General features: G+C 68.2%; 18 protein-coding genes. 7 read left to right on the forward strand and 11 right to left on the reverse strand.

The genetic code is table 11. From position 1 onward, the window contains the following. The first annotated feature begins 68 nt into the window (after nucleotides 1-68). Nucleotides 69-650 (forward strand): thioredoxin family protein, encoded by a 582-nt coding sequence (locus CFB40_RS29875; protein ID WP_089426713.1) that lies wholly within the window; start codon nucleotides 69-71, stop codon nucleotides 648-650. A 55-nt stretch (nucleotides 651-705) separates the two neighbouring features. Here the strand turns inward: CFB40_RS29875 and CFB40_RS29880 are convergent, their stop codons facing one another. Then, nucleotides 706-1,344 (reverse strand): FMN-binding negative transcriptional regulator, encoded by a 639-nt coding sequence (locus tag CFB40_RS29880; RefSeq protein WP_089433207.1) that lies wholly within the window; start codon nucleotides 1,342-1,344, stop codon nucleotides 706-708. Between the two features lie 123 nt (nucleotides 1,345-1,467). On the opposite strand from CFB40_RS29880, the gene pdxR reads away from it, so the two are divergent. Together pdxR and CFB40_RS29890 are read left to right on the forward strand one after the other, a co-directional pair. Next, nucleotides 1,468-2,982: a MocR-like pyridoxine biosynthesis transcription factor PdxR gene (pdxR, locus tag CFB40_RS29885; protein ID WP_089433208.1), complete on the forward strand. Its 1,515-nt coding sequence runs from the start codon at nucleotides 1,468-1,470 to the stop codon at nucleotides 2,980-2,982. Between the two features lie 192 nt (nucleotides 2,983-3,174). Beyond that, nucleotides 3,175-5,403: a penicillin-binding protein 1A gene (locus tag CFB40_RS29890; RefSeq protein WP_089433209.1), complete on the forward strand. Its 2,229-nt coding sequence runs from the start codon at nucleotides 3,175-3,177 to the stop codon at nucleotides 5,401-5,403. 46 nt (nucleotides 5,404-5,449) lie between these two features. On the opposite strand, the gene CFB40_RS29895 is transcribed toward CFB40_RS29890, so the two are convergent. From CFB40_RS29895 to CFB40_RS29910, 4 genes are all read right to left on the reverse strand, one after another. Further along, nucleotides 5,450-7,375, reverse strand: a complete 1,926-nt coding sequence (locus CFB40_RS29895; RefSeq protein ID WP_089433210.1) for a WG repeat-containing protein — start codon at nucleotides 7,373-7,375, stop codon at nucleotides 5,450-5,452. Between the two features lie 54 nt (nucleotides 7,376-7,429). Next, nucleotides 7,430-8,692, reverse strand: coding sequence for a hypothetical protein (locus tag CFB40_RS39275; RefSeq protein ID WP_256976922.1), 1,263 nt, complete (start codon nucleotides 8,690-8,692; stop codon nucleotides 7,430-7,432). A 407-nt stretch (nucleotides 8,693-9,099) separates the two neighbouring features. Further along, nucleotides 9,100-10,200: an adenosine deaminase gene (gene add, locus CFB40_RS29905; RefSeq protein ID WP_089433211.1), complete on the reverse strand. Its 1,101-nt coding sequence runs from the start codon at nucleotides 10,198-10,200 to the stop codon at nucleotides 9,100-9,102. Nucleotides 10,201-10,246: 46 nt separating this feature from the next. Beyond that, nucleotides 10,247-11,596: an NCS2 family permease gene (locus CFB40_RS29910; RefSeq protein WP_089433212.1), complete on the reverse strand. Its 1,350-nt coding sequence runs from the start codon at nucleotides 11,594-11,596 to the stop codon at nucleotides 10,247-10,249. 94 nt (nucleotides 11,597-11,690) lie between these two features. Here CFB40_RS29910 and CFB40_RS29915 point away from each other — a divergent pair, with 94 nt between their 5' ends. Further along, nucleotides 11,691-12,602: a LysR family transcriptional regulator gene (locus CFB40_RS29915; RefSeq protein WP_089433213.1), complete on the forward strand. Its 912-nt coding sequence runs from the start codon at nucleotides 11,691-11,693 to the stop codon at nucleotides 12,600-12,602. 6 nt (nucleotides 12,603-12,608) lie between these two features. Here CFB40_RS29915 and CFB40_RS29920 read toward each other — a convergent pair whose 3' ends face one another. The 4 genes from CFB40_RS29920 to CFB40_RS29935 form a co-directional block, all read right to left on the reverse strand. Further along, nucleotides 12,609-13,661 (reverse strand): nucleoside hydrolase, encoded by a 1,053-nt coding sequence (locus tag CFB40_RS29920; RefSeq protein WP_089433214.1) that lies wholly within the window; start codon nucleotides 13,659-13,661, stop codon nucleotides 12,609-12,611. Nucleotides 13,662-13,671: 10 nt separating this feature from the next. Further along, complete coding sequence (locus CFB40_RS29925) at nucleotides 13,672-14,784, reverse strand: porin (RefSeq protein ID WP_089433215.1); 1,113 nt, start codon at nucleotides 14,782-14,784, stop codon at nucleotides 13,672-13,674. 160 nt (nucleotides 14,785-14,944) lie between these two features. Further along, a complete protein-coding gene (locus CFB40_RS29930) occupies nucleotides 14,945-16,264 on the reverse strand; it encodes a hypothetical protein (RefSeq protein WP_089433216.1) in 1,320 nt (439 codons plus the stop codon). A 387-nt stretch (nucleotides 16,265-16,651) separates the two neighbouring features. Further along, nucleotides 16,652-18,070 (reverse strand): MFS transporter, encoded by a 1,419-nt coding sequence (locus tag CFB40_RS29935; protein ID WP_089433217.1) that lies wholly within the window; start codon nucleotides 18,068-18,070, stop codon nucleotides 16,652-16,654. Between the two features lie 449 nt (nucleotides 18,071-18,519). On the opposite strand from CFB40_RS29935, the gene CFB40_RS29945 reads away from it, so the two are divergent. Continuing rightward, on the forward strand, nucleotides 18,520-20,964 hold the full coding sequence (locus CFB40_RS29945; RefSeq protein WP_089433219.1) for a DUF3772 domain-containing protein: 2,445 nt from the start codon (nucleotides 18,520-18,522) through the stop codon (nucleotides 20,962-20,964). Nucleotides 20,965-21,081: 117 nt separating this feature from the next. Here the strand turns inward: CFB40_RS29945 and CFB40_RS29950 are convergent, their stop codons facing one another. Both CFB40_RS29950 and amaB read right to left on the reverse strand, forming a co-directional pair. Next, nucleotides 21,082-21,576 (reverse strand): hypothetical protein, encoded by a 495-nt coding sequence (locus tag CFB40_RS29950; RefSeq protein WP_089426699.1) that lies wholly within the window; start codon nucleotides 21,574-21,576, stop codon nucleotides 21,082-21,084. 163 nt (nucleotides 21,577-21,739) lie between these two features. Further along, the gene (gene amaB, locus CFB40_RS29955) at nucleotides 21,740-23,251 is read right to left on the reverse strand and encodes an L-piperidine-6-carboxylate dehydrogenase (protein ID WP_069252500.1); all 1,512 of its coding nucleotides are present in this window, start codon (nucleotides 23,249-23,251) and stop codon (nucleotides 21,740-21,742) included. Nucleotides 23,252-23,872: 621 nt separating this feature from the next. On the opposite strand from amaB, the gene CFB40_RS29965 reads away from it, so the two are divergent. Both CFB40_RS29965 and CFB40_RS29970 read left to right on the forward strand, forming a co-directional pair. Next, nucleotides 23,873-25,453 carry an amino acid permease gene (locus tag CFB40_RS29965; RefSeq protein WP_089433221.1) on the forward strand — a complete coding sequence of 527 codons (1,581 nt, stop codon included), beginning with the start codon at nucleotides 23,873-23,875 and terminating at the stop codon, nucleotides 25,451-25,453. A 156-nt stretch (nucleotides 25,454-25,609) separates the two neighbouring features. Further along, nucleotides 25,610-26,878, forward strand: a complete 1,269-nt coding sequence (locus tag CFB40_RS29970) for an NAD(P)/FAD-dependent oxidoreductase (protein ID WP_089433222.1) — start codon at nucleotides 25,610-25,612, stop codon at nucleotides 26,876-26,878. Nucleotides 26,879-26,972 lie beyond the last annotated feature (94 nt).

The raw sequence follows: 26,972 nt of genomic DNA on the forward strand, positions 1-26,972 counted from the left end.
TAATGGGGCCTGTCGAAACCCGTCCGGCCGCCGCCACCGCGCGGCGGCCTCCCGCTCAGGAGAACGCCATGCTGCCCCGACTCAAGATCGCCGCCCTCGTCTTCGCCCTTGCCGCCACGGCCGGGCTCGCCGCCTTCGCGGGCACCCGCGACGACGCGGGCATGCCGACTTCGCAGGCCGGCATGGCCGCACCCGATTTCACCGGCATCGACCGCTGGCACAACAGCGCGCCGCTGACGCTCGGCCAGTTGCACGGCAAGGTCGTGCTCGTCGATTTCTGGACGTACTCGTGCATCAATTGCATTCATACGATTCCGTACGTGAAGGAGTGGGACCGGAAGTATCGCGACCAGGGGCTCGTCGTGGTCGGCGTGCATACGCCCGAGTATCCGTTCGAGCGCGACGCGGGCAACGTCGCCGATGCGATCAAGCGCTTCGGCATCCGGTATCCGGTCGCGCAGGACAACCGCTACGACACGTGGCGCGCGTACGGCAACCAGTACTGGCCCGCGCTGTACCTGATCGACGCGAACGGGAAAGTCGTCTATACGCGCTATGGCGAAGGCGGGTACGACAAGACCGAGGCCGCGATCCGCGGCGCGCTCGCGCAGGCCGGTGAAGGCGCGAAGGGCGCGACGCGCACGCAGTGACGGGCCGGCGTGCGGGCGTGGCGCTTGCCCGCGCATGCCTGCCCGTCGCGGGCGCTCACCCGCGCTTCGCGTCGGCCGCCGCGATCATCGCTTCCCCGATCGCGAGGCTGCCGTTCGCGACCAGCGCGTCGCCGGCGCCGCGGATATCGGCCTCGTCCTTGTTCTGCCCGAGCTTGCGCTTGCCGACGAGCCGCGTGATCTCGATCTGCAGCCCGACGATCGCCTGCAGCATCGCGTCGAGATAATCCGCCGGCGCGTCGCCCATCTTCCACGGCACCGGCTGCGACGCCTCATGCGTGCGCGTCAGCCGCGCGACCACGCCGCGCACGAACTTCGCGTCGTCGCGCACCGTGATGCGGCCGTGCGCATGCACGACCACGTAGTTCCACGTCGGCACCTGCCGGTGTGCGACATGCTTGCTCGGATACCAGGTCGGCGAGATATACGCGTCGCCCGCGCGGAAGATCACGAGCACCTCGTCGCCGTTCGCGACGTCCTGCCAGACCGGATTCGCGCGCGAGACGTGCGCATGCAGTTCGCCGAGCCCACCGTCGCCGGGCAGCAGCTCGAACGGGATGTGATTCGCGTCGAGCCCGCTATTGCCGTGCGTGATCAGGCTGCCGAACGGATGCTGCACGATCAGCTCGCGCAGCGCGTCGGGGTTGGGTTCGTTGAAATCGGCGGGGACGTACATGGCGGCTCCACGGTCATGCGGGGGTGGGAATGGAACGGGCGCGGGCCCGTCATGCGCCGATTGTGGCGCCAAACTGGTTTATGCTGTAGAGCCGGTTTGAAACAATTTCAGCAGACCAGAATCATGGCAAGAACGGCCCGGAACGTCGACATCCCGTCGCTCGGCGCGCTCGATCGTGCAGCCGGCGACCTGAGCCGCCAGCTCGCGCAGGCGCTGCGCGACGCCGTGCGGCGCGGCGACGTCCACCCGGGCGACGCGCTGCCGTCCACACGGCTGCTCGCCGCGTCGCTGCAAGTGGCGCGCGGCACCGTCGTCGATGCGTATGCGCAGCTCATCGCCGAAGGCTTTCTCGAATCGCGCGGCGGCGCGGGCACGCGGGTCGCGAGCGCGCTCGCGCTCGCCGGGCCGCCTCCCGTCAACGCCCCCGAACCGCCTGCCCGACACCGCCCTCCCGCGCGCGCCGGCCTCCCCGAGCCGGCCGCCACCTTCGCGCGGATCGCCGGCGAATTCCGCCCGCTGCCGGCCATGCCGTTCGCGATTTCGGTGCCGATCGGCCTCACCGCGCCCGACGACATCTGGCGCCGGCTCGGCAACCGCCTGCGCGCGCGCGGCGCCGGCGCGCCGTCCGGCTATGCCGATCCGCAAGGCGCGCTGCCGCTGCGCGAGGCGATCGCCGACTACGTGCGCCGCTCGCGCTCGGTGCGCTGCCATGCCGACCAGGTCGTGATCACCAGCGGCACGCAGCAGGGGCTGCATCTCGCGAGCCAGGTGCTGCTCGGCGCGGGCGATCAGGCGTGGGTCGAGAATCCGGCCTATCGCGGCATCACCGCGCTGCTCGACAGCACCGGGCGGCGCGACGCGATGGTGCGGGTGCCGGTCGACGCCGACGGCATCGACGTCGATGCCGGCATCCGTCTCGCGCCGCATGCTCGGGTCGCGTTCGTCACGCCGTCGCATCAATATCCGCTCGGCATGCCGCTCAGCATGGCGCGGCGCAATGCGCTGCTCGCCTGGGCGCGTGGGCAACGCGCGTGGGTGGTCGAGGACGATTACGACAGCGAGCTGCGCTACGAAGGCCATCCGTTCCCGTCGCTGCAAGGGCTCGACCCCGACCGCGTGATCTACCTCGGCACGTTCAGCAAGATCCTGTTTCCGTCGCTGCGGCTCGGCTACGTGATCGCGCCCGACGATCTCGTGCCCGCGTTCTGCGGCGCCCGCGTGCTGATGGATCGCCATGTGCCGACCGCCGACCAGCACGTGCTGGCCGCGTTCATCGCGGAAGGCCACCTCGACCGCCACATTCGCCGCGTGCGCGGCGTGTATGCGGAACAGCGCACGCTGCTGATCGACACGCTCGGTGCGCGGCTGCCGCGCGAACGCGCGTGGGTGCAGCCGGGCGATCAGGGGATGCACGTCGTGCTGTGGCTCGCGGAAGGGATCGACGATCTCGACGTGGTCGAGCGCGCCGCGCAAGCCGGCGTCGCGGTGCGCGCGGTGTCGCCGATGTTCGCGCCCGGCACCGCCCGCCCGGGGCTCGTGCTCGGCTTCGGCGGGTTCGGCCGCGCGCAGATGGAAGCGGCCGCGCAGCGGCTCGCGGAGGTGGTCGCAATGGCCGCCGACGGCGCCGTGCCGCGCTGACCGGACGGCTTCGAGCGCCGGCGGCGTGGCGCGATTCGTCGGGAGAATCGCGCCACGCCGCCCCGTAAAAGGTTGTCGGCGGGCAACAAACGTAATCGTCTGTAAATCCTGCAAGCAAACGGCTGTTTTGGCGGGCGTCGCCCGTGTGCCGTTTGCTAGGATCGCGCCTCTTCCATCCGCGCTCCTGTCGCCTTGAATCGCTTCGTGCCGCTTCTCCGACACGCGTGGCTCCGTTGCCGCGCCCGCGTCGTACCGTTCGCCGCCGCCTGCGGCGTGCGCCTCCGCGCGCTGGGCGCCGGCGTGCTGCATCGCCTGCGTCATCCGACGCGACGCGGCGTCGCGCTGACGCTCGCCGCGATCCCGGTGCTGGGCCTGCTGGTGCTGCTCGCGTTCGTCCCGTTCACGCCGAGCATCGGCGACATCCGCAAGGCGCGCATCGATCGTCCCGCGCGCGTGCTGTCCGCCGACGGCCAGCTGATCGCCGAGTTCCGGCCCGTCAACCGCGAATGGGTGCCGCTCAAGCAGATCTCGCCGCACATGGTCGACGCGCTGATCGCGACCGAGGACCACCGTTTCTACGCGCATCACGGCATCGACGTGCGCCGCACGCTCGCGGCCGGGCTGCACACGTTCTCGGGCGACCGCCAGGGCGGCTCGACGATCACGCAGCAGCTTGCACGCAACCTGTATCCGGATGAAGTCGGCCGCGCGCCGACGCTCACGCGCAAGGTGAAGGAGCTGATCACCGCGTTCAAGATCGAGTCGGTGTACAGCAAGGACGAGATTCTCGAGACCTACCTGAACACCGTGCCGTTCCTGTACAACGCGTACGGCGTCGAAATGGCCGCGCGCACCTACTTCGGCAAGTCGGCCGACCAGCTCGACATCGTCGAAAGCGCGACGCTCGTCGGGATGCTGAAGGGCAACAGCTACTACAACCCGGTGCTGAACCCGGAGCGCGCGGTACAGCGACGCAACATCGTGCTCGACCGGATGGCGCAGATGCACATGCTGACGCCGCAGCAGCTCGCGAAACTGCAGCGCCAGCCGCTGCGCGTCGACTTCGAGCCGCAATCCGGGCAGCCCGGCCTCGCCCCGCACTTCGCGGTGCAGTTGCGCAAATGGCTGATCGCGTGGGCCGATCGCAACAACTACGATCTGTACGCCGATGGACTCGTCGTGCGCACGACGCTCGACGCGCGACTGCAGGACATGGCGACGCAGGCGCTGACGCGGCAGACCGAACGGCTGCAGGCGATCGCCGACAGCGCGTGGCGCGGCCCGTCCGGCTGCGGGCTGCGCAACGACCTGTTCCGCGGCTTCATCCGCCAGACGCCCGACTATCGGCAAGCGCGCGACGCGGGGCTGACCGATGTCGTGGCGCTGAAGCGGCTCGGCGCCAATCGCGATTTCATGCGCGCGCTGTGCGAGCGCAAGACGCAGGTGCAGGCCGGCTTCGTCGCGATCGATCCGCGCAACGGCGCGATCCGTGCGTGGGTCGGCAGCCCCGATTTCGGCAGCGAACCGTTCGATCACGTGTCGCAGGCGCGGCGCCAGCCCGGCTCGACGTTCAAGCCGTTCGTCTATGGCGCCGCGTTCGCGGACGGCATGCGGCCGGGCGATACGTTCATGGACCGCCCCGTGGCGATCCCGATCGACGGGCGCGCGGTCTGGCGCCCGACCGATGCCGAGCCGCCGACCGATGAGCCGATGACGCTGCGCGATGCGCTCGCGCTGTCACGCAACCGCATCACCGCGCAGGTGATGCAGCACGAAGGCGCCGCGAAGGTCGCACAGCTCGCCCGCGCGATGGGCGTGCGCGAAAGCCCGCTCGACGCGGTGCCGTCGCTCGCGCTCGGCACGAGCCCCGTCACGCTGAAGGAGATGGTGTCCGCGTACGGCACGATCGCGAACCGCGGCGTATACGTCGCACCGCAGACGATCACGCGCATCGAGGACCGCGACGGCAAGGTGCTCGCCGTCTTCGGCAGCGCGCCGCCCGAACGTGCGTTGCCCGAGCCCGCCGCGCAGACGCTAGTGGACGTGATGCGCGATGTCGTCGATCGCGGCACCGGCGCCGACATCCGTTCGCGTTACGGCATTCGCGTCGACGTCGCCGGCAAGACGGGCACGACGCAGGACAACGCGGACGGCTGGTTCATCCTGATGCATCCGCAGCTCGTGGCCGGCGCGTGGGTCGGCTTCGACGACGGCAGCGTGACGCTGCGCAGCGATTACTGGGGCGCGGGCGCGCACAGCGCGCTGCCGATCGTCGGCAGTTTCTACGATGCGGCGCTGCGCGCGCGGGCGATCGATCCGCACGCGCAGTTCTCGCCGGATTTCCGGCCGCGCAGCGCGCCGGCGCCACGGCGGCGCACGCCGCATCCGGGCCTGTTCGACTGGCTGAAGTTCTTCCGATGATCGGAGTGCCGGCGCGCCACGCCGGCCTCCACGACAACGGCTCGGCCTATCGAAGCGTCGTCGTCACGTGCCCGTCCGCGTACAGCCATACGGGCACGCCGTCGTCGCGCAATGCGGCGACCGGTTCGCCCACGCTCCAGCTCTGCGCGACCGCGACACGGCGGACGAACCACGGCATCAGCATCGCGTGTCCGTCGGCGGCGTCGCGATCGTCGTCGAACAGCGCATCGTCACCGATGCGCGTGTAACGCGCCGGATGCAGCACGGTGCCGTCCGCGCGAAGCACCGTCGCACGCACGTCGTCGCCGCCCTCCTCCACACCGGCCAGCCAGCCGTGACCGGCGCCCCAGAACAGGCCGGCCACGTCGTCGTAGCGTCCCTGCACGAGCGTCGCGCCCGTCTCGAGATCGCAGATCGCGAGTTGCACCGGCTCGCCCGGCAGGACACCGATCGCGTAACGCGTGAACAGCTCGCCCGGCACGGCTTCGTCATCGGGCAACCACGGCAGCGCCCCCATGTTGACGAAGTCGAACGGCGTCAGCACGCGGCCCTGCCCGTCGACGATCGCGCAACGCCCGTCGTCGCGCCGCACGATATGGCGGATCGCGCCGAGCTCCGTCAGCATGTCCGTCCGTTCGTCGTCGGTCAGCCTGGCGACTTCCGCATAATGCGGCTCGACGACGACGCGGCCTTTCGCATCGACGAGGCCGACGTGACCGTTGCGCCGCGCGACGAAGGCGCCGCATTCGGACGACCATTCGAGCGCGTCCCAATCGGGCTGCGCGCGCCATTGCCCGTCGCGCCCGATCAGCCCCCACCGTTCGCCCTCGGATACCGCCGCGACGGTGCCGTTCTCGAACTCGTGCGCATCGTCGAAACGCGGCGGAATCGCCCACGCACCGCGCGTGTCGACGAAGCCCCAGCGGCCGTCCAGGCTCGCGGACGCGACTCCGCCCGTGAAGTCGCCGAAATCGTCGAGCGACGGTTCGAGCACCCACGTGCCGTCCGTGCGCACGAGTCCGAACCGCTCGCCGACGCGCACGCAGGCGACGTCGCCGCTGAAATCCCACACGGCGTCGAACGACGGTTCGCGCACGATCCGCATCTCGTCGCCGTCGCCATCACCGTCGCGGTCGACATCGCCATCGGCGAACAGCAGGCCGACCTTCCCGTCGCGCTCGGCCCACAGGAGCCGGTCGTCGCGCGCGCCGCTCGTCCACAGGTTCGTCCACTCGGGCGGCACGATCACGTGCCACGCATCGTCGGTTTCACGTCGCACACCCCACAGCCCGTTGCGTGCGTGAAAGCTGAACGTGCCGTAGCCGAGCCGGTCGCCGTGCGCTTCGCCGGCATCGAACAGCTCGGCAAACGCCACGCCGCGCGGCGGCTGCTGACGAACGAAATAGTGATGCAACAGGCCGCCGAACCCGAAGCCCCACGCCCAGTCGCGCCAGTCGGGCGGCGACTCGATCTCGAGCGCATCGCGCACGCCGCGCACGTCGCGGAAATCCATGCAGTTTGCGACCTGCCACCACAGCCGCGTGCAGGCATCGCGTTCCTGGTCGATGTAGTCGTTCGGATCGCCGCCGTCGAGCCACGACAACTCGTCGAGATTCGCGGAAAACCGGGCTGCGCCGTGCGCGTCGCCGAGCGCATCGATCGATTCGCCGAGATGCCGCACGACCGCATCGAACTGGCGCGCGAGCGCCGGATCGTCGCCGGGCAGCGGATACGCGACGACGAACGACGCGAGCCGGCTGAGTCGCGCAAGCGCGGCGCGCGCGTCGCTGGTGAGATTCGGCGTGCCGGCATCGCCGAATACGCGCTGATCGGTGATCGCGTCGCCCGCGCCGCCGTCGGCGAGCAATACGCGCCACAGCAGCGGAAAGTGATTGTTGGATTCCGCCAGCGCGATCGTCCGCGCGTCGTCGCCGTCACCGGCCTGGAGATACAGCCATGATCGATTGCCCATTGGAAGGGTCGCCCTGGTTCTTGTTGTCGTCGTATTGCGTCGGTTCGCCCGCCATCAGCGTGCGGTGGATGCCTTCAGCAGCCGCAGGATCTCCGGCGTGTCGGCGGCGTCCGCCAGCACTTTCGCGGACGGCTTCACGCCGGCGTCGAGCAGGCGCTGCACGCCGTCGACACGGCGCGCAGTCACCTCGCCGTCGAGCAGCGCATCGTCATGCAGCACGTCCGGGTTCGCCTCCTTCGCGAGCAGCACGAAGACCGAAGCGGCCACGGGCGGATTCAATGCGTCCGGCAATGCGACGTCGGCGAGCCGGTACGGGTTGTTGTCATGGAGCTGCCAGCGCAGCACGCCGCGCGCCTGCAACTTGCCGAGCGCGGCGAGTGCCTCCGGTTCCGGCAGTTTCACGATTTCGGCGACGAGGTCGCTCGCGTGCTCTTCGCGGCCATCGCGCAGCGTGTCGGGCGGCGGCAGGCTCGGCACCAGCGCGTCGAGCACGAGTGCCTGCCGGCGCGCGCGATCGGGCGACGCCTGCGCGCCTGCGTCGGGCCGGATCTGCCGCAGCAACTGGCCGGCCACGCGCCAGCGATCGTCGCGGCCGAGTTCGTCACGCGGCACCTGATGCGCGCGCAACAGCATGCCGAGCCGGCGCCACATCGTATCGATTTCCTTGTCGTCGTTCGACATCAGGCCGTCGCCAACGATCTCGTCGAGCGTCTGGCCGCACACGAACGCGCGCTGCCGCACCGGATCGAGGTCGGCGAAATACGTGTGCGCGGCTTCCGGCAGCGCATCGAAGTCGGCCTGGCTCATGTCGGGCGGACGGTGGCCCGGGCACGGGCCCGCGCCGGCAATCTCCCGCCCCGCCACCGCCTTCACGGGCTCCGGCCGCGAATCGCCGCTGCGCGCGACCGGATACAGTTCCATGCCGTTGACCTGAAAACCCTGTATCGCCAGCATCACGACGCCAGTCGTCGAATGCTTCGTCTCGAAGTTCTTGCCGGCAATCGATGTAACCTGATACGGCGCGCCGATCGGCAGCTTGATCAGTTCGCCGCCCGGCACGTCGAGCACGCAGGTGCCCGGCGGCGCCTTGTCGGGACCGTCGGTTTCCAGCTCGGCCTCGTGCGTCGGCGCCGTTTCGACACTCCACTGGCCGGCGTCGCGCACACGCAGCACGATCTCGCCGCCCACTTTCTCGACGCGCAGCGTCGCGGGTTTGCCGGCCGCCGGCGCGTAATCGCCGAGCAACGCATCACAGGCAGTGCCGGCCCGCGCGGACAGCGACGCGAGCAACAGCAGACAGAACAAGGGGGTACGCACGGCTGAAGCCTCTCTCTTCGAATTGTTTTGGGAATATCCGGCGCGACAGCGCACGGCGGCTGCGACACGACCAATCGCTACCGGACGCCAATATAGCGAACGCGGGCGACGCGTGCCAGCCGGCGCGGGCAATAACGGCGATGTGCAGGAAATGAAAAGGTATGGAGAGGCGTGTGCCGGCTCAGGCCACCCGGACGAAGCGGAGCCGCCGCGCGCCGCGCACCATCGTCGTCATCGCTCAACGAGGGGGAGCCCGCATGACCCAGAGCGCAGTCGCGATCGCGAACCTGCTGCACCGCTACGCGGAATCGCTCGACGCCGGCGGCCTGCCGGGCGTCGTGAAGCTGTTCCGGCACAACGAGTCGCCGGCCGGTTGAAGCACCAGCCGGCGTAAAACGCAGCCGCGTTCAGCCCGCTGCGAGCGTGGCAGCCAGCACGTCGAACTCCGGCGCCCACGCCGCACGCCACGCAGCCTTCGTCGCGTCGTCCACCCATGCGCCGTCGATCCCGTTCAGCATGAACTGCTTCAGCTCGGCCACGGTGAACCCGAAATGGCTGAACATCAGCTCCCATGCCTCCGACGGATTGACCTTGTGCAGCGTCGGATCGTCGGTGTTCGGATGGATCTTCAGCCCGAGGCCCGGCATCTTGCGCATCGGGTGAAGTTCCGCCCATTGCTCCGGCGGCAGCGTACGCAGATAGTACGAATTCGTCGGCACGACGGTGAAGACGATCCCGCGCTCCGCATAGCGCGCGCACAGCTCCGGGTTGTCGACGATCGTGTAACCGTGATCGACGCGATCGACCTGCAACAGATCGACGGCCGTCTCGACGTTGCGCCACGGCATCCCGAACTCGCCCGCATGCGCGGTCGTGCGAAAGCCCGCCGCGCGCGCATTGCGGTACGCCTTCCAGAACAGCTCCGGCGGCCGGTCGTTCTCGCGATAGTCGATCCCGAGCCCCGCCACTTCATCCGCGCGATTCGCCTTCATCCATTCGACGATCGCCACCGCTTCGTCGGGATCCTGCTCGCGGTCGATGCTCGGGATCAGGCGCGCGCCGATCCCGAAGTCGCGTGCGGCGTCGCGAATACCCGTCACGATCGCGGCCTGCGCATCCGCATACGCGATCCCCGACACGCGCACCGTACCCGTCGGATTCCAGAAGAATTCCGCATGCCGGACGTGGTGCGCGGCCGCATCCTCCAGATACTCGTAGGCGATCCGCCGCAGGTCGTCGGGCTGCGTGAGCAGATACCGGTCGAGCGCGCGCAGCACATGCAGCACGCCGACCGGCTTCTCGCCCCGCGCATAGAACGCGTCGATCTCCGCGCGCTCGATCGGCGCGCCGCTGCGCGCCGCGAGCGCGACGAACGTGTCGTGCCGCACCGCGCCGAGCAGGTGGCAATGCAGCTCGACCTTCGGCAGCGCGTGGAAGAAGGCCCGGTGGGCCGGCGTGATCTCGATGCCCGTGCGCGCGGCCGGGACGTTACCTGGTGTTGCCTTCATTGCAGTCTCGTTATGGGTAGTGCCGATGCGTCGCGAAAGCCGTCTCTCAGTGCGGCTTCACGACGGTCCAGAAGTAGTAGCCGAGCGGAAGCGCGAGCACGACGAGCCCCCACGACACGTCGCGCCAGCGGCCGGCCAGCAGCTTGACGAGCACGTAGCACAGCAGCCCGCCCGCGATGCCGGTGCCGAAGCTGTTCGACATCAGCGTGAGCAGCACCATCGACATCACGGGCAGCGCATCGGTGAAGTCGTCGAAATGCGTATGGCGGATCGTCGCGAACATCGACAGCCCGATCAGGATCAGCGCCGGCGCGGTCGCCTCTTTCGGGATCGCGAGCGCGACCGGCACGAACAGCAGCATCGCGGCGAACAGCACGGCCGCCGCCAGCGACGACAGCCCGCTGCGGCCGCCGGCCTCGACGCCTGCCGCCGATTCGATCAGCGCGGTCAGCGCGGGAATGCCGAACACGGGCCCGAGCGTCGCCGCGAGCGAATCGACGAGGAACGGCCGGTTGATGTTCGGCAGGTTGCCCTGCTCGTCGAGCAGGTTCGCCTTCGCGCCGACCGCGAGCGCGGTGCCGAGCGTCGAGAAGAATTCCGCCGCGAAGAACGCGAACAGGTACGGCGCGGCCGCGGGGCTCAACGCGCTGCCGATGTCGAGCTTGAACGCGATCGGCGCGATGCTGTGCGGCAGCGACACGAACGACGCGGGCAGATGCGTGACGCCGAGCGGCACGCCGGCCGCGGCTGCGACGAGGATCGCGATCAGGATCGCGCCGGGCACCTTGCGCGCCTGCAGCACGATCGCGACCGCGAGGCCGATCAGCGCAACGAACGCACCCGGCCGCGAGAAATCGCCGAGCGCGAACGCGTTGGTCTTCGCGTTCGCGACGACCATCCCCGCGTTGCGCAGCCCGAGCATCGTCACGAACAGCCCGATCGACGCGCCGAGCCCGAGCTTGATCTGCACCGGAATCAGCCGCACCACGACGCCGCGCGCGCCGAGGATCGTCAGCAGGAAGAACAGCACGCCCGACACGCAGGCAATGCCGAGACCCGTCTGCCAGCCGACGTGCTCGGTCGTCGCGAGCGTCACGCCGATGATCACCGAGCCGCCGATGCCGGGGCCGACGAGGAACGGCAGGTTCGCGTAGAGCCCCATCAGCGTGGTGAACAGCACGAACACGATGATCGTCGCGGTCGTCGCCGCGCCGCGCTCCATGCCGCCCGTCGCGAGCAGCGACGGGATCACGACGAGCAGGTACGCGGCCGCGAGAAACGACGTGACGCCCGCGATCGTCTCCGTGCGCACGCTCGTGCCGCGCGCGGCGAGCGCGAAGCGGCGTTCGAGCCAGTTGGCCGGCGCGTGCGCCGGCATCGTGTCAGTCGCTGACATGGTGGTTCTCCTGTGATTCCGAATATTGTCCTGTGTCGATTCACGCGGCGCGGTCTTATACTGCCGCGTACCGCATCCCGACCGCTATTGCCCGATGTCGTCCGACCGCTCGTCGCTGCTGCCCGCGCTCACGCTGCGGCAGGTCCAGCACTTCGTCGTGCTTGCCCACGCACGCAGCTTCACGCAGGCCGCGCAGGCGCTGTCGCTCACGCAGCCCGCGCTCACCGCGTCGATCCGCCAGATCGAGTTCCTGCTCGGCGGGCGCCTGTTCGCGCGCTCCGCGCACCGGCTCACACTCACCTCCGCCGGCGAAGCCGTGCTGCCGCTCGCCGAACGCCTGCTCAACCAGGCGCGCGGCACCTTCGACGACATGACGCGGCTCATCGGCGAACGCATCCAGACCGTGCGCATCGCGTTCATCCCGTCGGTCGCGGGCCGCCTGCTGCCCGCGCTCAATGCGCTGCGCGACGCGCATCCGACCCTGCGCTTCACCCTCACCGACCTGCCCAACAGCGCGCTCGTCGAAGCCGTGCGCGACAGCGTCGCGGATCTCGGCATCGGCGTGCGCGAACCGGACAGCGACGACGGCACGCTGCGCTACCAGCAGCTCTTCGAGGACGAGATCGTGATCGTCGTGCGGCATGACGATCCGCTTGCCCGTGCGAAGAGCGTCACGTGGGCAAGGCTCGTCGATCGCGAGCTCGCGGTGTTCGTGCGCGGCAGCGTCAGCGAATCGCTGCATCGCACCGGCGGCGCCGAGAAGCTGCGCCTGAACGTCACGTACCGGATGGAGTACACCGAGCCGCTCTACGCGCTTGCGCGCAACGGCCTCGCGACCGCCGTGCTGCCGAGCCTCTACACGATGCATCTGCACGATCCCGAACTCGTCGCGCTGCGCGTCGACAAGCCGCGCGTCACGCGCGCGATCTCGCTGATCTCGCTCACCGGCGACGATCGCGGCCCGCACGTGCGCGCGTGCCGCGAATGGATTGCGAAGCACATCTGAATGCCTTCAGGGCAGCTTCGCGATGCGCTCGACGAGCGCCGCGTAGAAGCGGTCCGCATCGACCTCGTTGATCCACGTCGCGTTCGCCGTACGGCCGCTGCGGCCGTTCCAGTCGACGACCGTCTCGCCGAGTGTCCACTGGCCGGTCGTCTCGACCATCACGTTCACCTTGCGTCCGCCGAACAACGTCGGATCGACGAGATAGCCGACCGCGGTCGGGTCGTACATCGGCGCATCTTCGACGCCGCGCCGCTTCTTGTTGTACGCGAGTTCGGCCTCCATGATGTCCGCGACGATCGCGCCGCAGCGGTTGCCGAGTGCGCGGAACGGCGCGACGCGTGCCGGCGTGATCGGCGCTTTCACCGCGACATCGCGCGGCAGCACGACGATCGGCACGCCGCTGCCGAATACGACTTCGGCCGCCTGCGGATCGACGTAGAGGTTGAATTCGGCGGCCGGCGTGATGTTGCCGCGTTCGAAGAACGCGCCGCCCATCAGCACGATCTCGCGCAGCGCGCCGCGAATCTGCGGCGCTTCGACCAACGCGGTCGCGAGGTTCGTCAGCGGGCCGAGCGCGCACAGCGTCACGCTGCCCGGCGCCGCGCGGCTCAGCGTATCGACGAGGTACGCCACCGCGTGACCGGCGGCAAGCGGTGCGCGCGGCTCGTGCAACTCGACGCCTTCGAGCCCGGTCTTGCCATGCACGTTTGCCGCCGTCACGAGGTCGCGCACGAGCGGACGCGGGCAGCCTGCATAGACGGGCAGCGTCTTCGTGCGGCCGGCCCAGTCGCGAATGATCCGCGCATTGCGTTCGGTCAGGTCGAGCGGCACGTTGCCGGCGACGGCGGTCAACGCGCGCACGTCGAGCCTATCGTGCGCGCCCAGCGCGAACAGGATCGCGATGGCGTCGTCCTGCCCCGGGTCGGTATCGATGATCACCGTGCGGCGCGCGGCGTCGCCGCCGGCCGCGAACGCGCCCGTTTCGGGCAGCAGCGCGGTGCCGGCCAGCGCGGCGGAAAGCTTCAGGAAGGTGCGGCGGGATGCGATCGGATGGGTCATGGTCGGGCGCTCAGAAAACATGCCGGACGCCGAGCGTCGCCATCATCTGGCGCGTGCCGGTCGACCGTGCGTACGCGAAGATCTGCGCATGGTCCGCGTCGCCGGCCGCCTGCTGCGCGATCACCGTCAGCGCGACGTCGGTGCGTTTCGACAGGAAGTAATCGGCCTGCAGGTTCACCTGGTGCCATTTCGGCCGCTTGTCGATCACGTCGTACTTGCCGTTCGTGAACGCATACGCGGCGCCGAGGAAGAGCTGCGGCGTCATCGTGTAGACGACGTTCACGCCGAGGTTCTGCAGGTGCAGGTGCGAATTGTCGAGGTAATCGTAGCGCACGTCGGTAAACATCGCCGCGAACTGCGCGCGGCCGATCGTGTAGAAGCCGCCCGTGCCCGCGATCCGCTGCCGGCTCGCGTAAGCCGCCGGCGACATCGCGCTCTTGCTGAAGATCAGCAGCGGCGACGCATAGTCGTTCGCGATCGCGCCGTCCTGGTTCGTCGCGCTGTACGGATGGTTGTACTGCGCGTAGACCGCGCTCCAGCGCAGCGGGCCCTGCTCGTAGCCGAGCCCGAAGCTGTATGCGCTGTTGTTCGCGAAGCCGGGCGCGTTGCTGAAGCCGTACAGCGCGGTGAATTTCAGGCCGTAGTAGACGGGGCTCACGTACTTCACCGAGTTCTGCACGCGGATGTCGTTGTAGCCGTTGTCGTTGTCGCCGATGTTCACGCCGTTGCTCGCGATGATCACCGGCCCGATGTAGTCGTGGATCGCATCGTACTGGCGGCCGAACGTCAGCGAGCCGTAGGTGCGGTCGGCGAGGCCGACGTAGGCCATCCGCCCGAACTCGCGGCCGTTCTGCGCGGCCGTGCCGGTCATCACGTTGAAGCCGTTCTCCAGCTGGAAGACCGCGGACAGCCCCTGCCCGAGATCCTCCTTGCCCTTCAGCCCCCAGCGCGGGTTCTGGTTCGTGCCGGACAGCGCCTGCCAGGCGTTCTTGCCGCCCTGGTTGGTCGCGAACCCGACACCGGCCGAGATGAGACCGTACAGCGTGATGCTGCTTTGCGCACAGGCATGCGTCGCGAAGGCGCCGAGCATCGCGAGCGGGGCGAGCTTGTAGAGAGTTTTCATCGGGTCGTGTGATCGGTGGTGGTCCAGGCGCGGCAGGGCTCCGCGAAACTGGCCTCGACTATACGAACCCGGATCGGATAATAAAAGTTTGCTTTTATTATGGTTCAATAAAACGGATTTATTCTCATCCGGATCGCTCCCGTGCCCGCCTCGCCGGCCGTCAATCCGCCGTGTCGCCGCCCTTCGGCAGCTTCGACCACGCCTTGCGCCCCGGCAACGGCGACCATGCCGGCCGCGTCTTGCGTGCGCTGTCGATCACGACCAGGTAGCGGCCCGCGATCGGCGTGATGTCGCGATCGCGACGCAGCACCCACAGCGACTTGCCGGCCTCGACGCGTGCCTGGTAGTCGTCGTCGAGCAGGCCGTGCTGGTCGAAGAACGTATTCAGCGAGGCGGGAATGCGCACGCACCCTTTCGAGTGCCGGATGCCCAGCAGCGCTTCGAGGCGATCGGGATCGGTCGCATGCATCTGGAAGCGCATCGGCGACACGCCGCCCTTGCCCCACCCACGCTCGCCGTCCACCCAGCCGAAGTCGTAGATGCGCATGTCGCGGTGCCCATAGCCGCGAATGCCGTTCTCGTTCGTCGTGCCTTCCGCGCGGAAATCCATGTTGTCCGGCGAGTGATGGAACACGCCGAGCGGCGTCAGGAAATGGTCGTACGTGCCCGGCAGCCCGGTGCCGACCGGCGATGCGCCAATCATCATCCACGCGTTGGCCGGCGTCGCGCGGAAGTAGATGAACAGCGCCTGGACGTTCGGCGCGCGGTCGACCATCGCGATGTATTCGCCGGCGAGGTCGCCGAGGTTCGCATCGACGAGCGCTTTCTGGAGACGCTCGCCGTACGCGCGTTGCTCACTTGCGGGCACGTTCAGGCGCCGCGTGACTTCCTGCGTGAAGCGCTTGCGCATGTCGATCGCGCGCGCCGTCGCATCTTTTGCCTCTTCGGCCGACAGGGGAGGATGCTGGCGCGGCGGTGTCGGTGCGGGTGGCTCGGCTTCGCTGGCGGGCGCAGCGGAAGCGGCCGATGCAGGTGCGGCGGCGGAAGCTGCGGAAGGTGCGGATGCGCCCGATGCATTCGCTGCGCCCGACGCCGGGCTGGCAGGCTCCACGGGACGCACGTGTGATGCGGCAGGCGCGGGCCTGGCCGCCGACGCACCCGACGATGCATGCGCCGCCGAAGCGGGATGCGCCCGAGAAGCTGCCGATGCGGGTGACTCGACTGATGAGGACGACGTAGCGACGGGCGCCGATGCGTCGGACGCCGCCAAGGCAGGCCGCTCGACGAGCACGGAGATCGGCAGTGCCGCGGCGATCCCGATACACGCAGCGGCGACACGGGCAAGGCAACGCGGCTTCGCAAATCGCCGCGTGAAGCTGAAAGGCATCATACGTTCGAAGCCATCGGCCGATCCGGCCGCCGCATGCTGCTGTTGCGGGCGGCGCATCTTCCGCGCAAGCCATCGACACGTCCGGCGCATCGTGTGCGCCCGGCGCCGACGCCTCTTCGCGGCGGAGCCGTTCGCTGTTGCAACGCGGTCGGTCCGATGGCGGCTAATGAGTCGTCAGGCCCTTCATTCTACGCGTCTCGGCAAGAATCAGCGGGCTGAACGTCGTGGTTTTGCGCTTCGTCACGCTTTGTTTCAACTCGTTGCCGCTTGCTTGTTCGTTACGTGGCAGTCTCATTTATTGGACGTTTGCGATCGATACAGGAAGCTGCGTGTTTTGCCAAGGCATGACCTGGTCTTCAAATCAATTCGGATACCAGATTACTCTCGATACGCGGTACATGCCGTACGCACGATGCAATCGCCATCGCATCGCACGCACGCCGCACGAACCGTGCGACATGCGTGCGCAACCACCGGTTACTTCGAGATGGTTTCGAGCGCGATGCCCTTCGTGCGCGGCCCCATGAACCCGATCGCAGCCATCACGATCACCATCGCGCCTGCGATGAACGCGAACACGCCGAACGTGCCGAAGCCCTTCAGCACCGCCGCGATCACGAACGACGAGAAGATCGCCGAGAAGCGGCTCCACGAATAGACGAAGCCGACGGCCCGTGCGCGGATCGACGTCGGGAACAGCTCGGCCTGATACGCGTGGAAGCTGTACGACATGATGTTGCTGGCGAGCGTGAGGCCGATGCCGAGCACGATCAGGAATGCGCCCACCGTCGTCTGGCTGAACAGCAGCCCGCAGACGACGATCGCTGCCGCCATCGCGACGATCACCGACTTGCGCTCGAAGCGGTCGGCGATCACGAGACCGATCAGCGGGCCGATCGGCGCGGCGAGCGCGATCACGCTCGAATACATCAGGCTCGACGTGATGGTGATGCCCTGCTTGATCAGCAGCGTCGGCACCCAGTTCGCGAAGCCGTAGAAGCCGACCGTCTGGAACACGTTGAAGATCGTCATCATGATCGTGCGGCTGCGATATGGCTGCACCCACATGTCGCGGAAGCTGCCGCGCGGCGGCACGGGCTCGGCAGGCGCGGGCGGCGGCAGCGGCCGGCCGTATTCGGCTTCGACCTTCGCCTCGAGCGCACGCATGATGCGGTCAGCTTCTTCGACCCGGCCCTGCTGCGCGAGCCAGCGCGGGCTTTCCGGCAGTTCGCGGCGAATCCACCACACGAACAGCGCGCCGTGCGCGCCGATCAGCACGACCCAGCGCCAGCCGTCGAGGCCGAACGGGGCGTGCGGCACGAGCAGGTACGCGAGGAACGCGACCACCGGCACCGCGACGAACCCGACCGCCTGCTCGCACGCGAATGCGCGGCCGCGGATCTGCTTCGGGACGAGCTCGGAGATATACGTGCCGATCGTCACCATCTCGACGCCGAGGCCGAGACCGACGACGAAGCGCCAGAAGTTCAGCCCGGCGGCGGTGTCCTGGAACGCCATCACGACGTTGGCGGCCGTGTACCACAGCAGCGACCACGTGAAGATCGCGCGGCGGCCGAAACGGTCGGCGAGGAAGCCGCACGCGATCGTGCCGATGAAGAGCCCGGAGAACAGCGCGGCGATGAAGCTCGCGACGCCCGTGGTGCCGAACAGGCCGTGCGTCGTTGCCGACAGGATTCCGCTTTTCACGAGGCCGGGGGCGACGTAGCCGCTATAGAGCAGGTCGTAGAGCTCGAAGAAGAAGCCGAGGCTCAGCAGGACGACGAGCTTCCAGACGGTGCGGGTGGGCGGCAGGCGGTCGAGGCGGGCCGAGATGGAGCCGGGGTCGACGGGTGGAGATTGGGCAGGTGCCTGCGAAAGGCTGTCCGTTGAGGCCATCGTGGGCGCGTCTCCTGATCGTGTCATGTTGTTGTCCGGCGACCCGCGAGCCGCCGTCGGGCGAATCGCTGCATTGTACCGGCAGGTCCGTCCGGTGCGAGCGCACCCCGGCCCCGATATCCCGAACGCGATGACGTGCAGCCCCCGGCCGCCGAACCGCTTCGGATACCCCATTTTTGCGTCAGATATTGTGTAACTTGCGTAACCGTCTGTCGGATACGGGAAACGCGCCGGAACGGCTGTGCTGCGCCACATCACGGGGGCGCCTGCCCCACCGTCCGGGCCTGGTGCGCCGTTTCGCGCGGGCACGCACCACCGGAATCACCACAAACGGGGGACGCAATCGGTACAACCACGCGTTCCACACCCCGGTAACATGCTACCGGGCCAACCACCGGCTTCCGGGCGCCTTTCGGCGACCGGTATTGTCGGCAAATCGTAAGAATTCCATGTTCATACAACGACTATCCACCTACGCTCGGCGGATCGCCCTGATCGCGCTGCTGCAGTTCGCGGCGATCGCGACCGCGTCGGCGTTTCCGGCGGCCGCCTCGGCCCCGAACGCGAGCGGCGTCGGCGCGCCCGTCCCGGCCATCTCGCTGAACGACGCGGTCGCGCAGCTCAAGCAGATGCAGGCCGAACTCGACCGCATCAAGCAACAGACCTCGACCGCGTCCAACAGCAAGGAGCTGGACGGGCTCAGCGACTCGACGCAGGAGCTGAGCACCGATGTCGAGAAGCTGCAGAGCGATCTCGTGCCGCAGCGTGCGCAGATCCAGGGGCAGCTCGACGTGCTCGGCCCCGCGCCTGCGGAAGGCGCCGCGCCGGAAACGCCGGCCGTCGCGAAGCAACGGGCCACGCTGAACGCGCGCAAGACGCAGCTCGATGCAGCGCTGAAGCAGGCCGCCGACCAGAAGGCCAGCCTCACGAACCTGAACGAGCAGTTCGCGAAGCTGCATCGCGGCCTGCTGAAGAACCAGCTCGCGTTCCGTTCGGGCGGCATTTTCAGCGCGCAGTTCTGGCTGCCGCTGTTCCATCTTTCGCCGGACGACACCCAGCGGCTCGGGGATTTCGACGAAGAAATGCTCGACATGCTGCGCTCGTCGTGGGTGCCCGGGCAAAAGGCGATCACGGTGCTGCTGCTGGTCGCCGCGTTCGCGGCATGGATGGGCGGCCGCCGGCTCATCGAGCGCGGGCTCGCGTGGTTCTGCGTGAACCGCCTGCCGGCCACCCGTTTGCGCCGCAGCGCGCTGGCGTTGTCGACCGCGCTGTCGACGCTGCTGGCAACCGCCATCGCGGTCCAGATCTTTTACCTCGCCGTCGCGCGCCATTACGACCTCACGCCGGCGCTGAACGATCTGTGGGACCAGTTCGCGAAGCTTGCCGCGACCTGCGCACTGATCGCCGGGCTCGGCCGTGCGCTGCTCTGCACGAAGCATCCGTCGTGGCGCCTGCCCGCGCTCGCCGATCCCGTCGCGCTCGCGATGAAGCCGTTCCCCGGCATCCTGGCCGCGCTGCTGCTGGTATCCGGCACGCTCGAATCGATCAACCGGATCGTCGACACCAGCCTGTCGGTCACGCTGTTCGGCCGCGGGATCGTGTCGCTCGTCGTCGCGGTGACGGTCGGTGCATCGTTGCTGCGCTCGAACCGCGCGCGCAGCGCGCTCGCGGCCGCCGGCGAAGCGCCCGAGCAGCGCTCGACGCTCGCCGGGCTGATCCATGCCGCCGTCACGCTCGCCATCATCGCGACCCTGATCGCGCTCCTGATCGGCTACATCACGGTCGCGCGCTTCATTACCTACGAGCTCGTGTGGTTCGAGATCGTGCTGGGCGCCACCTACATCCTGATCCAGTTGACGCGTGACGCGAGCGAAAGCCTGTTCTCGTCGAGCCTGACGACGGGCCAGCAGATCAAGCACCTGTTCGCGCTTGAGGATCGCCACCTCGACCAGGCCCGCACGGTCCTGTCCGGCTTCGGCACGAGCCTGCTGATGCTGATCGCGGCCATCGCGCTGCTGACGGGCGGCTTCGGCACGACGCCGGGCGACCTGATGGACAGCGCGGTCGCGATGATCGGCAGCCAGCGGCTGCAGAGCCTGAACATCATGCCCGACCGGATCATGAACGCCGTGATCGGGTTCGCGATCGGCTTCTACCTGCTGCGCTCGCTGCGCCGCTGGCTCGACAGCGAGTTCATGCCCGCGCTCGGCATGGATACCGGGATGCGCGTGTCGCTGATCACGCTGTTCACCAACGTCGGCTACGTGCTGCTCGTGCTGATGACGCTCGGGCTGCTCGGCGTCCGGTGGAACAACCTCGCGTGGATCGTCAGTGCGTTGTCGGTGGGTATCGGTTTCGGCCTGCAGGAGATCGTGAAGAACTTCGTGTCGGGGCTGATCCTGCTGACCGAGCGCCCGGTGAAGGTGGGCGACATGATCAGCATCGCGGGCGTCGAAGGCGACATCCGCCGCATCAACGTGCGCGCGACCGAGATCCAGCTCAGCGATCGCTCGACCGTGATCGTGCCGAACTCGCAACTGATCTCGCAGAACCTGCGCAACGTGACGATGGGCAACAGCACGCAGGGCGTCGCGACGCTGGTGCTGACGTTCCCGCTGAACACCGATCCCGAGCAGGTGCGCGACCTGCTGCTCGAAGCCTATCGCTCGCATGCGGCGATTCTCGAGAAGCCGGCGCCGTCGGTCACGTTCAGCCAGCTCACGCCGGACGGCATCACGCTGAGCGTGACCGGCTACGTGTCGAGCCCGCGGATCGCCGGCTCGACGAAGAGCGACCTGCTGTTCGAGATCCTGAAGCAGTTGCGCGCGGCGGGGATCACGCTGTCGAGCCCGCAGATGCTGGTCGTGCAGAACATGCCGGCGGCGGAGCAGTGATGCACGTTCCGCGCCGCGCGCATTCACGCTAGGCGAGCTGTCCGCAGGCGGTGCGAAGGTTCGCGATATCGTCCCGCTCGCCTGCGGTTGGTTTGCCGGTATTCGGCCGGATGCCGATCAACCCGACGCATTCGTCAATGGCGGCAAGGGAATCCCGCCCTGCTCCAGGACGGCGATGGCCTTGCGAAGAAAGGCCAGCGGCTGATCGGTTCTCGTGCCGTACAAATCGACGATCCCGACTTCGACGACGGCTTCGACCAACGTCATGAATCTTTGCAACTCGCCCTCCGGCAGTGCCGATTCGATTCCTGCCGGAACGGGATCGCCTCTGCCGTTGAGTTCGAGCAAAGCTCCGCTGTACTCCCACTCGGGCAAGCTTCCGGCGACAGCGATGGAATCGAGATGAGCGAGAAGCGCGTCGATGGCCGCGTGCGAAAACCCGTTTGCGTCGCAATAGCGACGCAAACACGAAGACGCATAGACTTGCATCCCGACCGGCGACAACATCGCCAGTCTCTCGAGAAGCTCTTTTCCGTTCACGATCTCGGTACCATCAACCGGGGTCGGCTGATCCGTTTTGCCCGAGAAAGAGTCTGTCGACGTGTCGCCCATACGCGTTCCCGGCCGGTCATCGATTAATCACCCGCGCCAATCGCCCCAATCGACGCCTACGCGCACGATACCGTATTCCCCGCTCCAAACATAAAGAGCCGGCACCGCAACGCGGCAGCCGGCCCTTTCTCCTTCTACGCAGCGCCCTCCCGGGCGCTCCGCATCAAACGTCGAACTTCACGCCCTGTGCCAGCGGCAGCTGACGGCTGTAGTTGATCGTATTCGTCGCGCGGCGCATGTAAGCCTTCCACGCATCCGAACCCGACTCGCGGCCGCCGCCCGTTTCCTTCTCGCCGCCGAACGCGCCGCCGATCTCCGCGCCGCTCGTGCCGATGTTCACGTTGACGATCCCGCAGTCGCTGCCCGCCGCCGACATGAACTGCTCGGCCTCGCGCATGTCGTTCGTGAAGATCGCCGACGACAGGCCTTGCGGCACCGCGTTGTGCAGTTCGATCGCGTCGTCGAAGTTGTCGTAGACCATCACGTACAGGATCGGCGCGAACGTCTCGCGCTCGACCACCGCCGATTGCTTCGGCATCCGCACGATGGCCGGACGCACGTAGTACGCATCCGCGTGACCGACGTCGACGCGCTCGCCGCCCTTCACTTCGCCGCCCTGCTCGCGTGCATCGCCCAGCGCCTTCTGCATCGCATCGAACGACGCGCGATCGACCAGCGGACCGACCAGCGTGCCTTCTTCAAGCGGGTTGCCGACCTTCACCGACGCGTAGGCCTTCTCGATGCGCGGCAGCAGCTGCTCGACCAGGCTGCGATGCACGATCAGGCGGCGCAGCGTCGTGCAGCGCTGGCCGGCCGTGCCGACCGCCGCGAACGTGACCGCGCGCACCACGAGATCCAGATCGGCGCTCGGCGCGACGATCATCCCGTTGTTGCCGCCGAGTTCGAGGATGCCGCGCGCAAGACGCTGGCTCAGCACCTTCGCGACTTCCTGGCCCATCCGCACGCTGCCCGTCGCGCTGACCACCGGCACCTTCTTCGATGCCGTCAGCACCTCGCCGACATCGCGCATGCCGAGCACCAGCTGGCTCAGTTCCGCCGGCGCGACGCCCGGGTGGGTCTTCTCGAATTCGCGGATCGCCTTCTGCAGCAGCACGTGGCATGCGATCGCGGTCAGCGGCGTCTTCTCGGACGGCTTCCACACGACCGAATCGCCGCACACGAATGCGAGCGCCGCGTTCCATGCCCACACGGCGACCGGGAAGTTGAACGCCGAGATCACGCCGCACACGCCGATCGGGTGCCACGTTTCCATCATCCGGTGGCCCGGGCGCTCCGAGGCGATCGTGAGGCCGTAAAGCTGGCGCGACAGACCGACCGCGAAATCGCAGATGTCGATCATTTCCTGCACTTCGCCGAGGCCTTCCGACGTGATCTTGCCGGCTTCGAGCGTGACGAGGCGGCCGAGTTCGGCCTTGTGCTCGCGCAGCACGTTGCCGAACACGCGCACGAGTTCGCCGCGCACCGGTGCCGGCACCGTGCGCCACTTGAGGAATGCGTCGTGCGCGGCGTCGATCTTGCGCTCGGCGTCGGCGGGCGTGTCGACGGCCAGCGTCGCGAGCGTCGCGCCGTCGAGCGGCGAACGCGCGGTCAGCGCATTGCCTTTCCACTGGGCGAGATCGATGTCGAGCGCGGCAAGAATGTCGTTGAATTGCATCACTTCCTCTTCAGGGACAGATTGATCGGTGCGGCGGCAACGCCGCCCGCGTGATTCGATTGGAGCGCGTTCGCGCGCCCTGTGCAAGCGGATGCGCCGCGCGGCAGGCCCGGTGCGCCGTCGGGCGCATCGCGCCGCGCCGCCGCCGGAAGCCCGCCGGACGGCGCGCTCCCGCCTCGCAGGGCACGATCCATGAAACACATTGTCGGTGGCCACAAGTCGGCCCGCTATTGATATTAACTCACGACTTCATTCCGAAAACGCAACACCCTGGCGGGATGACGCCGTGCGTTTCTTCGCTGATATCAGACTTGCCCAAGGCCCGTGACCGAGCATCGGCGATGCCGTGACGCGGCGCAAGTTGATGACAAAGTCGCATCACCCTGTTCTGAAATATCGTTTGCCGCCCGTGCACCGCGCACACACAATCGTTGCGACGTCGGGGTGCACCGCACCCGGCGCGCCGCCGGCCGCCATCACGGCTGCCGGACGACAGACGAAGGCGACACGCATCGCGGCCCGCTCACCCGGCCCGTTTCAGCACCGCATCACCGCTGCCCGGCAACGCGTCGCGCTTCGTCACCGAAAAAACAATCCCGGAGACAGCGCCCAGCGCCCGCCATGCATTCAGATGCCCGCCCCGATTCGCCCCGCCCCTCCGGCTCGCCGCCCGCGAAGCCGTCCCTCCACCGCGCGCTGCAGGCACGCCATCTGCGGATGATCGCCATCGGCGGCTCGATCGGCACGGGCCTGTTCGTCGCGTCCGGCGCGTCGATCTCGCAGGCCGGCCCCGGCGGCGCCATGCTCGCGTACATGGTGATCGGCCTGATGGTCTATTTCCTGATGACGAGCCTCGGCGAGATGGCCGCGTTCATGCCGGTGTCGGGCTCGTTCGCGACCTACGGCGCGAAGTTCGTCGACGAAGGCTTCGGCTTCGCGCTCGGCTGGAACTACTGGTACAGCTGGGCCGTGACATTGGCCGTGGAGCTCGTCGCCGGGCAGCTCGTGATGAACTACTGGTTCCCGCACGTGCCGGGCGTCTGGTGGAGCGCGCTGTTCCTCACGCTGATCTTCGCGCTCAACGCGCTGTCGGTGCGCGGCTTCGGCGAAGCCGAATACTGGTTCGCGCTGATCAAGGTGCTGACGGTGCTCGCGTTCGTCGGCGTCGGCCTGCTGATGATCTTCGGGATCATGCAGGGCGGCCCGAGCGCGGGCTGGAGCAACTTCACGATCGGCGACGCGCCGTTCGCCGGCGGCTGGGCGACGATGCTCGGCGTCGCGATGATCGCGGGCTTCTCGTTCCAGGGCACCGAGATGATCGGGGTCGCCGCCGGCGAATCGGAAAACCCGCGCACGACGATCCCGCGTGCGGTGAGCCAGATCTTCTGGCGCATCCTGCTGTTCTACGTGCTGGCGATCTTCGTGATCGGCGTGCTGATTCCCTACACCGACCCGAGCCTGCTGAAGAGCGACGTGACCGACATCGGCGTGAGCCCGTTCACGCTCGTGTTCCGCCACGCGGGCCTCGCATTCGCCGCCGGCGTGATGAACGCGGTGATCCTGACGGCCGTGCTGTCGGCCGGCAACTCGGGCATGTATGCATCGACGCGAATGCTCTACAACCTCGCGGTCGAAGGCCGTGCGCCGAAGATCTTCGCGAAGCTGTCGCGCGGCGGCGTGCCGCGCAATGCGTTGTATGCGACGACGGCCGTCGGCGCCTTGTGCTTCCTCACGTCGCTGTACGGCGACAAGACCGTGTACCTGTGGCTGCTGAACACGTCGGGCATGGCCGGCTTCATCACGTGGCTCGGCATCGCGGTCAGCCACTACCGCTTCCGCAAGGGCTTCCTGAAGCAGGGCTACCGGCTCGACCAGTTGCCGTACCGGTCGAAGTGGTTCCCGTTCGGCCCGCTGTTCGCGTTCGCGCTGTGCGCGGTGATCGCGCTCGGCCAGGATTACCAGGCGTTCCTCTCCGACAAGATCGACTGGGTCGGCGTCGCCGCGACCTACATCGGCCTGCCGTTCTTCCTCGCGATCTGGCTCGGCTACGCGATCGTGCGCAAATGCCGTCTCGTGCGCTACGAAGACATGGAGATCGCTCCCTGGATCGAACGCAACGCGACGCCCGAGCCCGCCCGCCAAGCTGAAACCGGCTACGCGAGCTACGGCGCCCGTCCGGCCAACCCGACGCCGGGCGCCTGATCGCGCGGATCGGCCTGGATCAATCCGGATCGCACCGGCCGCCATGCGAGTGCGGCGGCCGGTGCCCAGACAACCCCCATTCGACGCGGCGCGCACGTTCAGGCAAGATCGACGCGCGCCGCCTGTTTTTCCGCCGTCAAGAGTCAACGAAATCGCATGCAGAACTTCTACGAAGCCACCGTTACCCGCCAGCCCTACCCGCAACTGACCGGCACGATCGACACGCAGGTCTGCATCGTCGGCGGAGGCCTCGCCGGCCTGTGCACGGCGCTCGGCCTCGTCGAGCGCGGCGTGCATGACGTCGTCGTGCTCGACAGCGAACGCGTCGGCTTCGGCGCATCGGGCCGCAACGGCGGCTTCGTCTTCGGCGGCTACAGCCTCGACAACGCCGACCTGCTGCGCACGCTCGGCCGCGACGAAGGGCGCCGGCTGTACCGGCTCACCGTCGACGCGGTCGACCTGATCCGCGCACGGATCGCGCGCTACGGTATCGACTGCGACATCGTCGACCAGGGCGTGATGCTCGCGAACTGGTTCGACGATCCGTCCCGGCTCGACAGCGTGCGCACGCTGATGAAGGACGAACTCGGCGTCGACTGGGAACCCGTTTCGACGGACGCGCTGCGCACGCGGCTGAAGACGCAGCGCTACTACGGCGGCCTGTTCGAGCCGAACGCCTTCCACTTCCATCCGCTCAAGTACGTGCTCGGCGTCGCGGCGGCCGCGTCGCGCGGCGGTGCGCGGGTGTACGAACGCTCGGCCGCGCTCGGCATCGCGCGCGAAGGCGCCGGGTACGTCGTGCGCACGGCGCAGGGCACGGTGCGCGCGAAGGACGTCGTGTTCGCCGGCGGCGGCTACGCGCGCGGCGTGTCGCCGCGCATCGAGCGCGCGGTGCTGCCGATCGCGACCTACGTGATCGCGACCGAACCGCTCGGCGCGCGCCTGCCGGACGCGATCGACGCGCCGTACGCGATCTACGACACGCGTTTCGCATTCGACTATTACCGTCCGCTGAAGGACACGCGCATCCTGTGGGGCGGCCGGATCTCCGTGCTCGACCGCGGCCCCGACGCGATCGCGCGCCTGCTGCGGCGCGACCTGCTGCGCGTGTATCCGCAACTGGAAGGCGTGAAGGTCGACTACGCGTGGGGCGGGCTGATGAGCTATGCACGGCACAAGATGCCGCAGATCGGCCGCGACGCGGACGGCGTGTGGCACGCGATCGCGTTCGGCGGCCACGGGATGGCGCCGACCACGGTGGCCGGCGAAGTGCTCGCGGCCACGCTGGCCGAAGGCCGGCCGGTGCCGGAGGGCTTCAACGCGTTCGGGCTCACGCGCACGTTCGGGCTGGTGGGCCTCGCTGCCGCCCAGCTCACGTACACGGCGTACCAGGCCCGCGACGCGCTCGCGTCCTGCCGCCGCTGAGCGGCGGCCATGGCGGCCGAAACCGCCCTGCCGATTAGAGCGGAAGGTCGGCCGGGCGGGAATTTCCCACATGCTAGAATGGCTTTTCCAAGCC

It is taken from the genome of Burkholderia sp. AU31652 (genome assembly GCF_002223155.1).
Classification (GTDB): Bacteria; Pseudomonadota; Gammaproteobacteria; order Burkholderiales; family Burkholderiaceae; genus Burkholderia.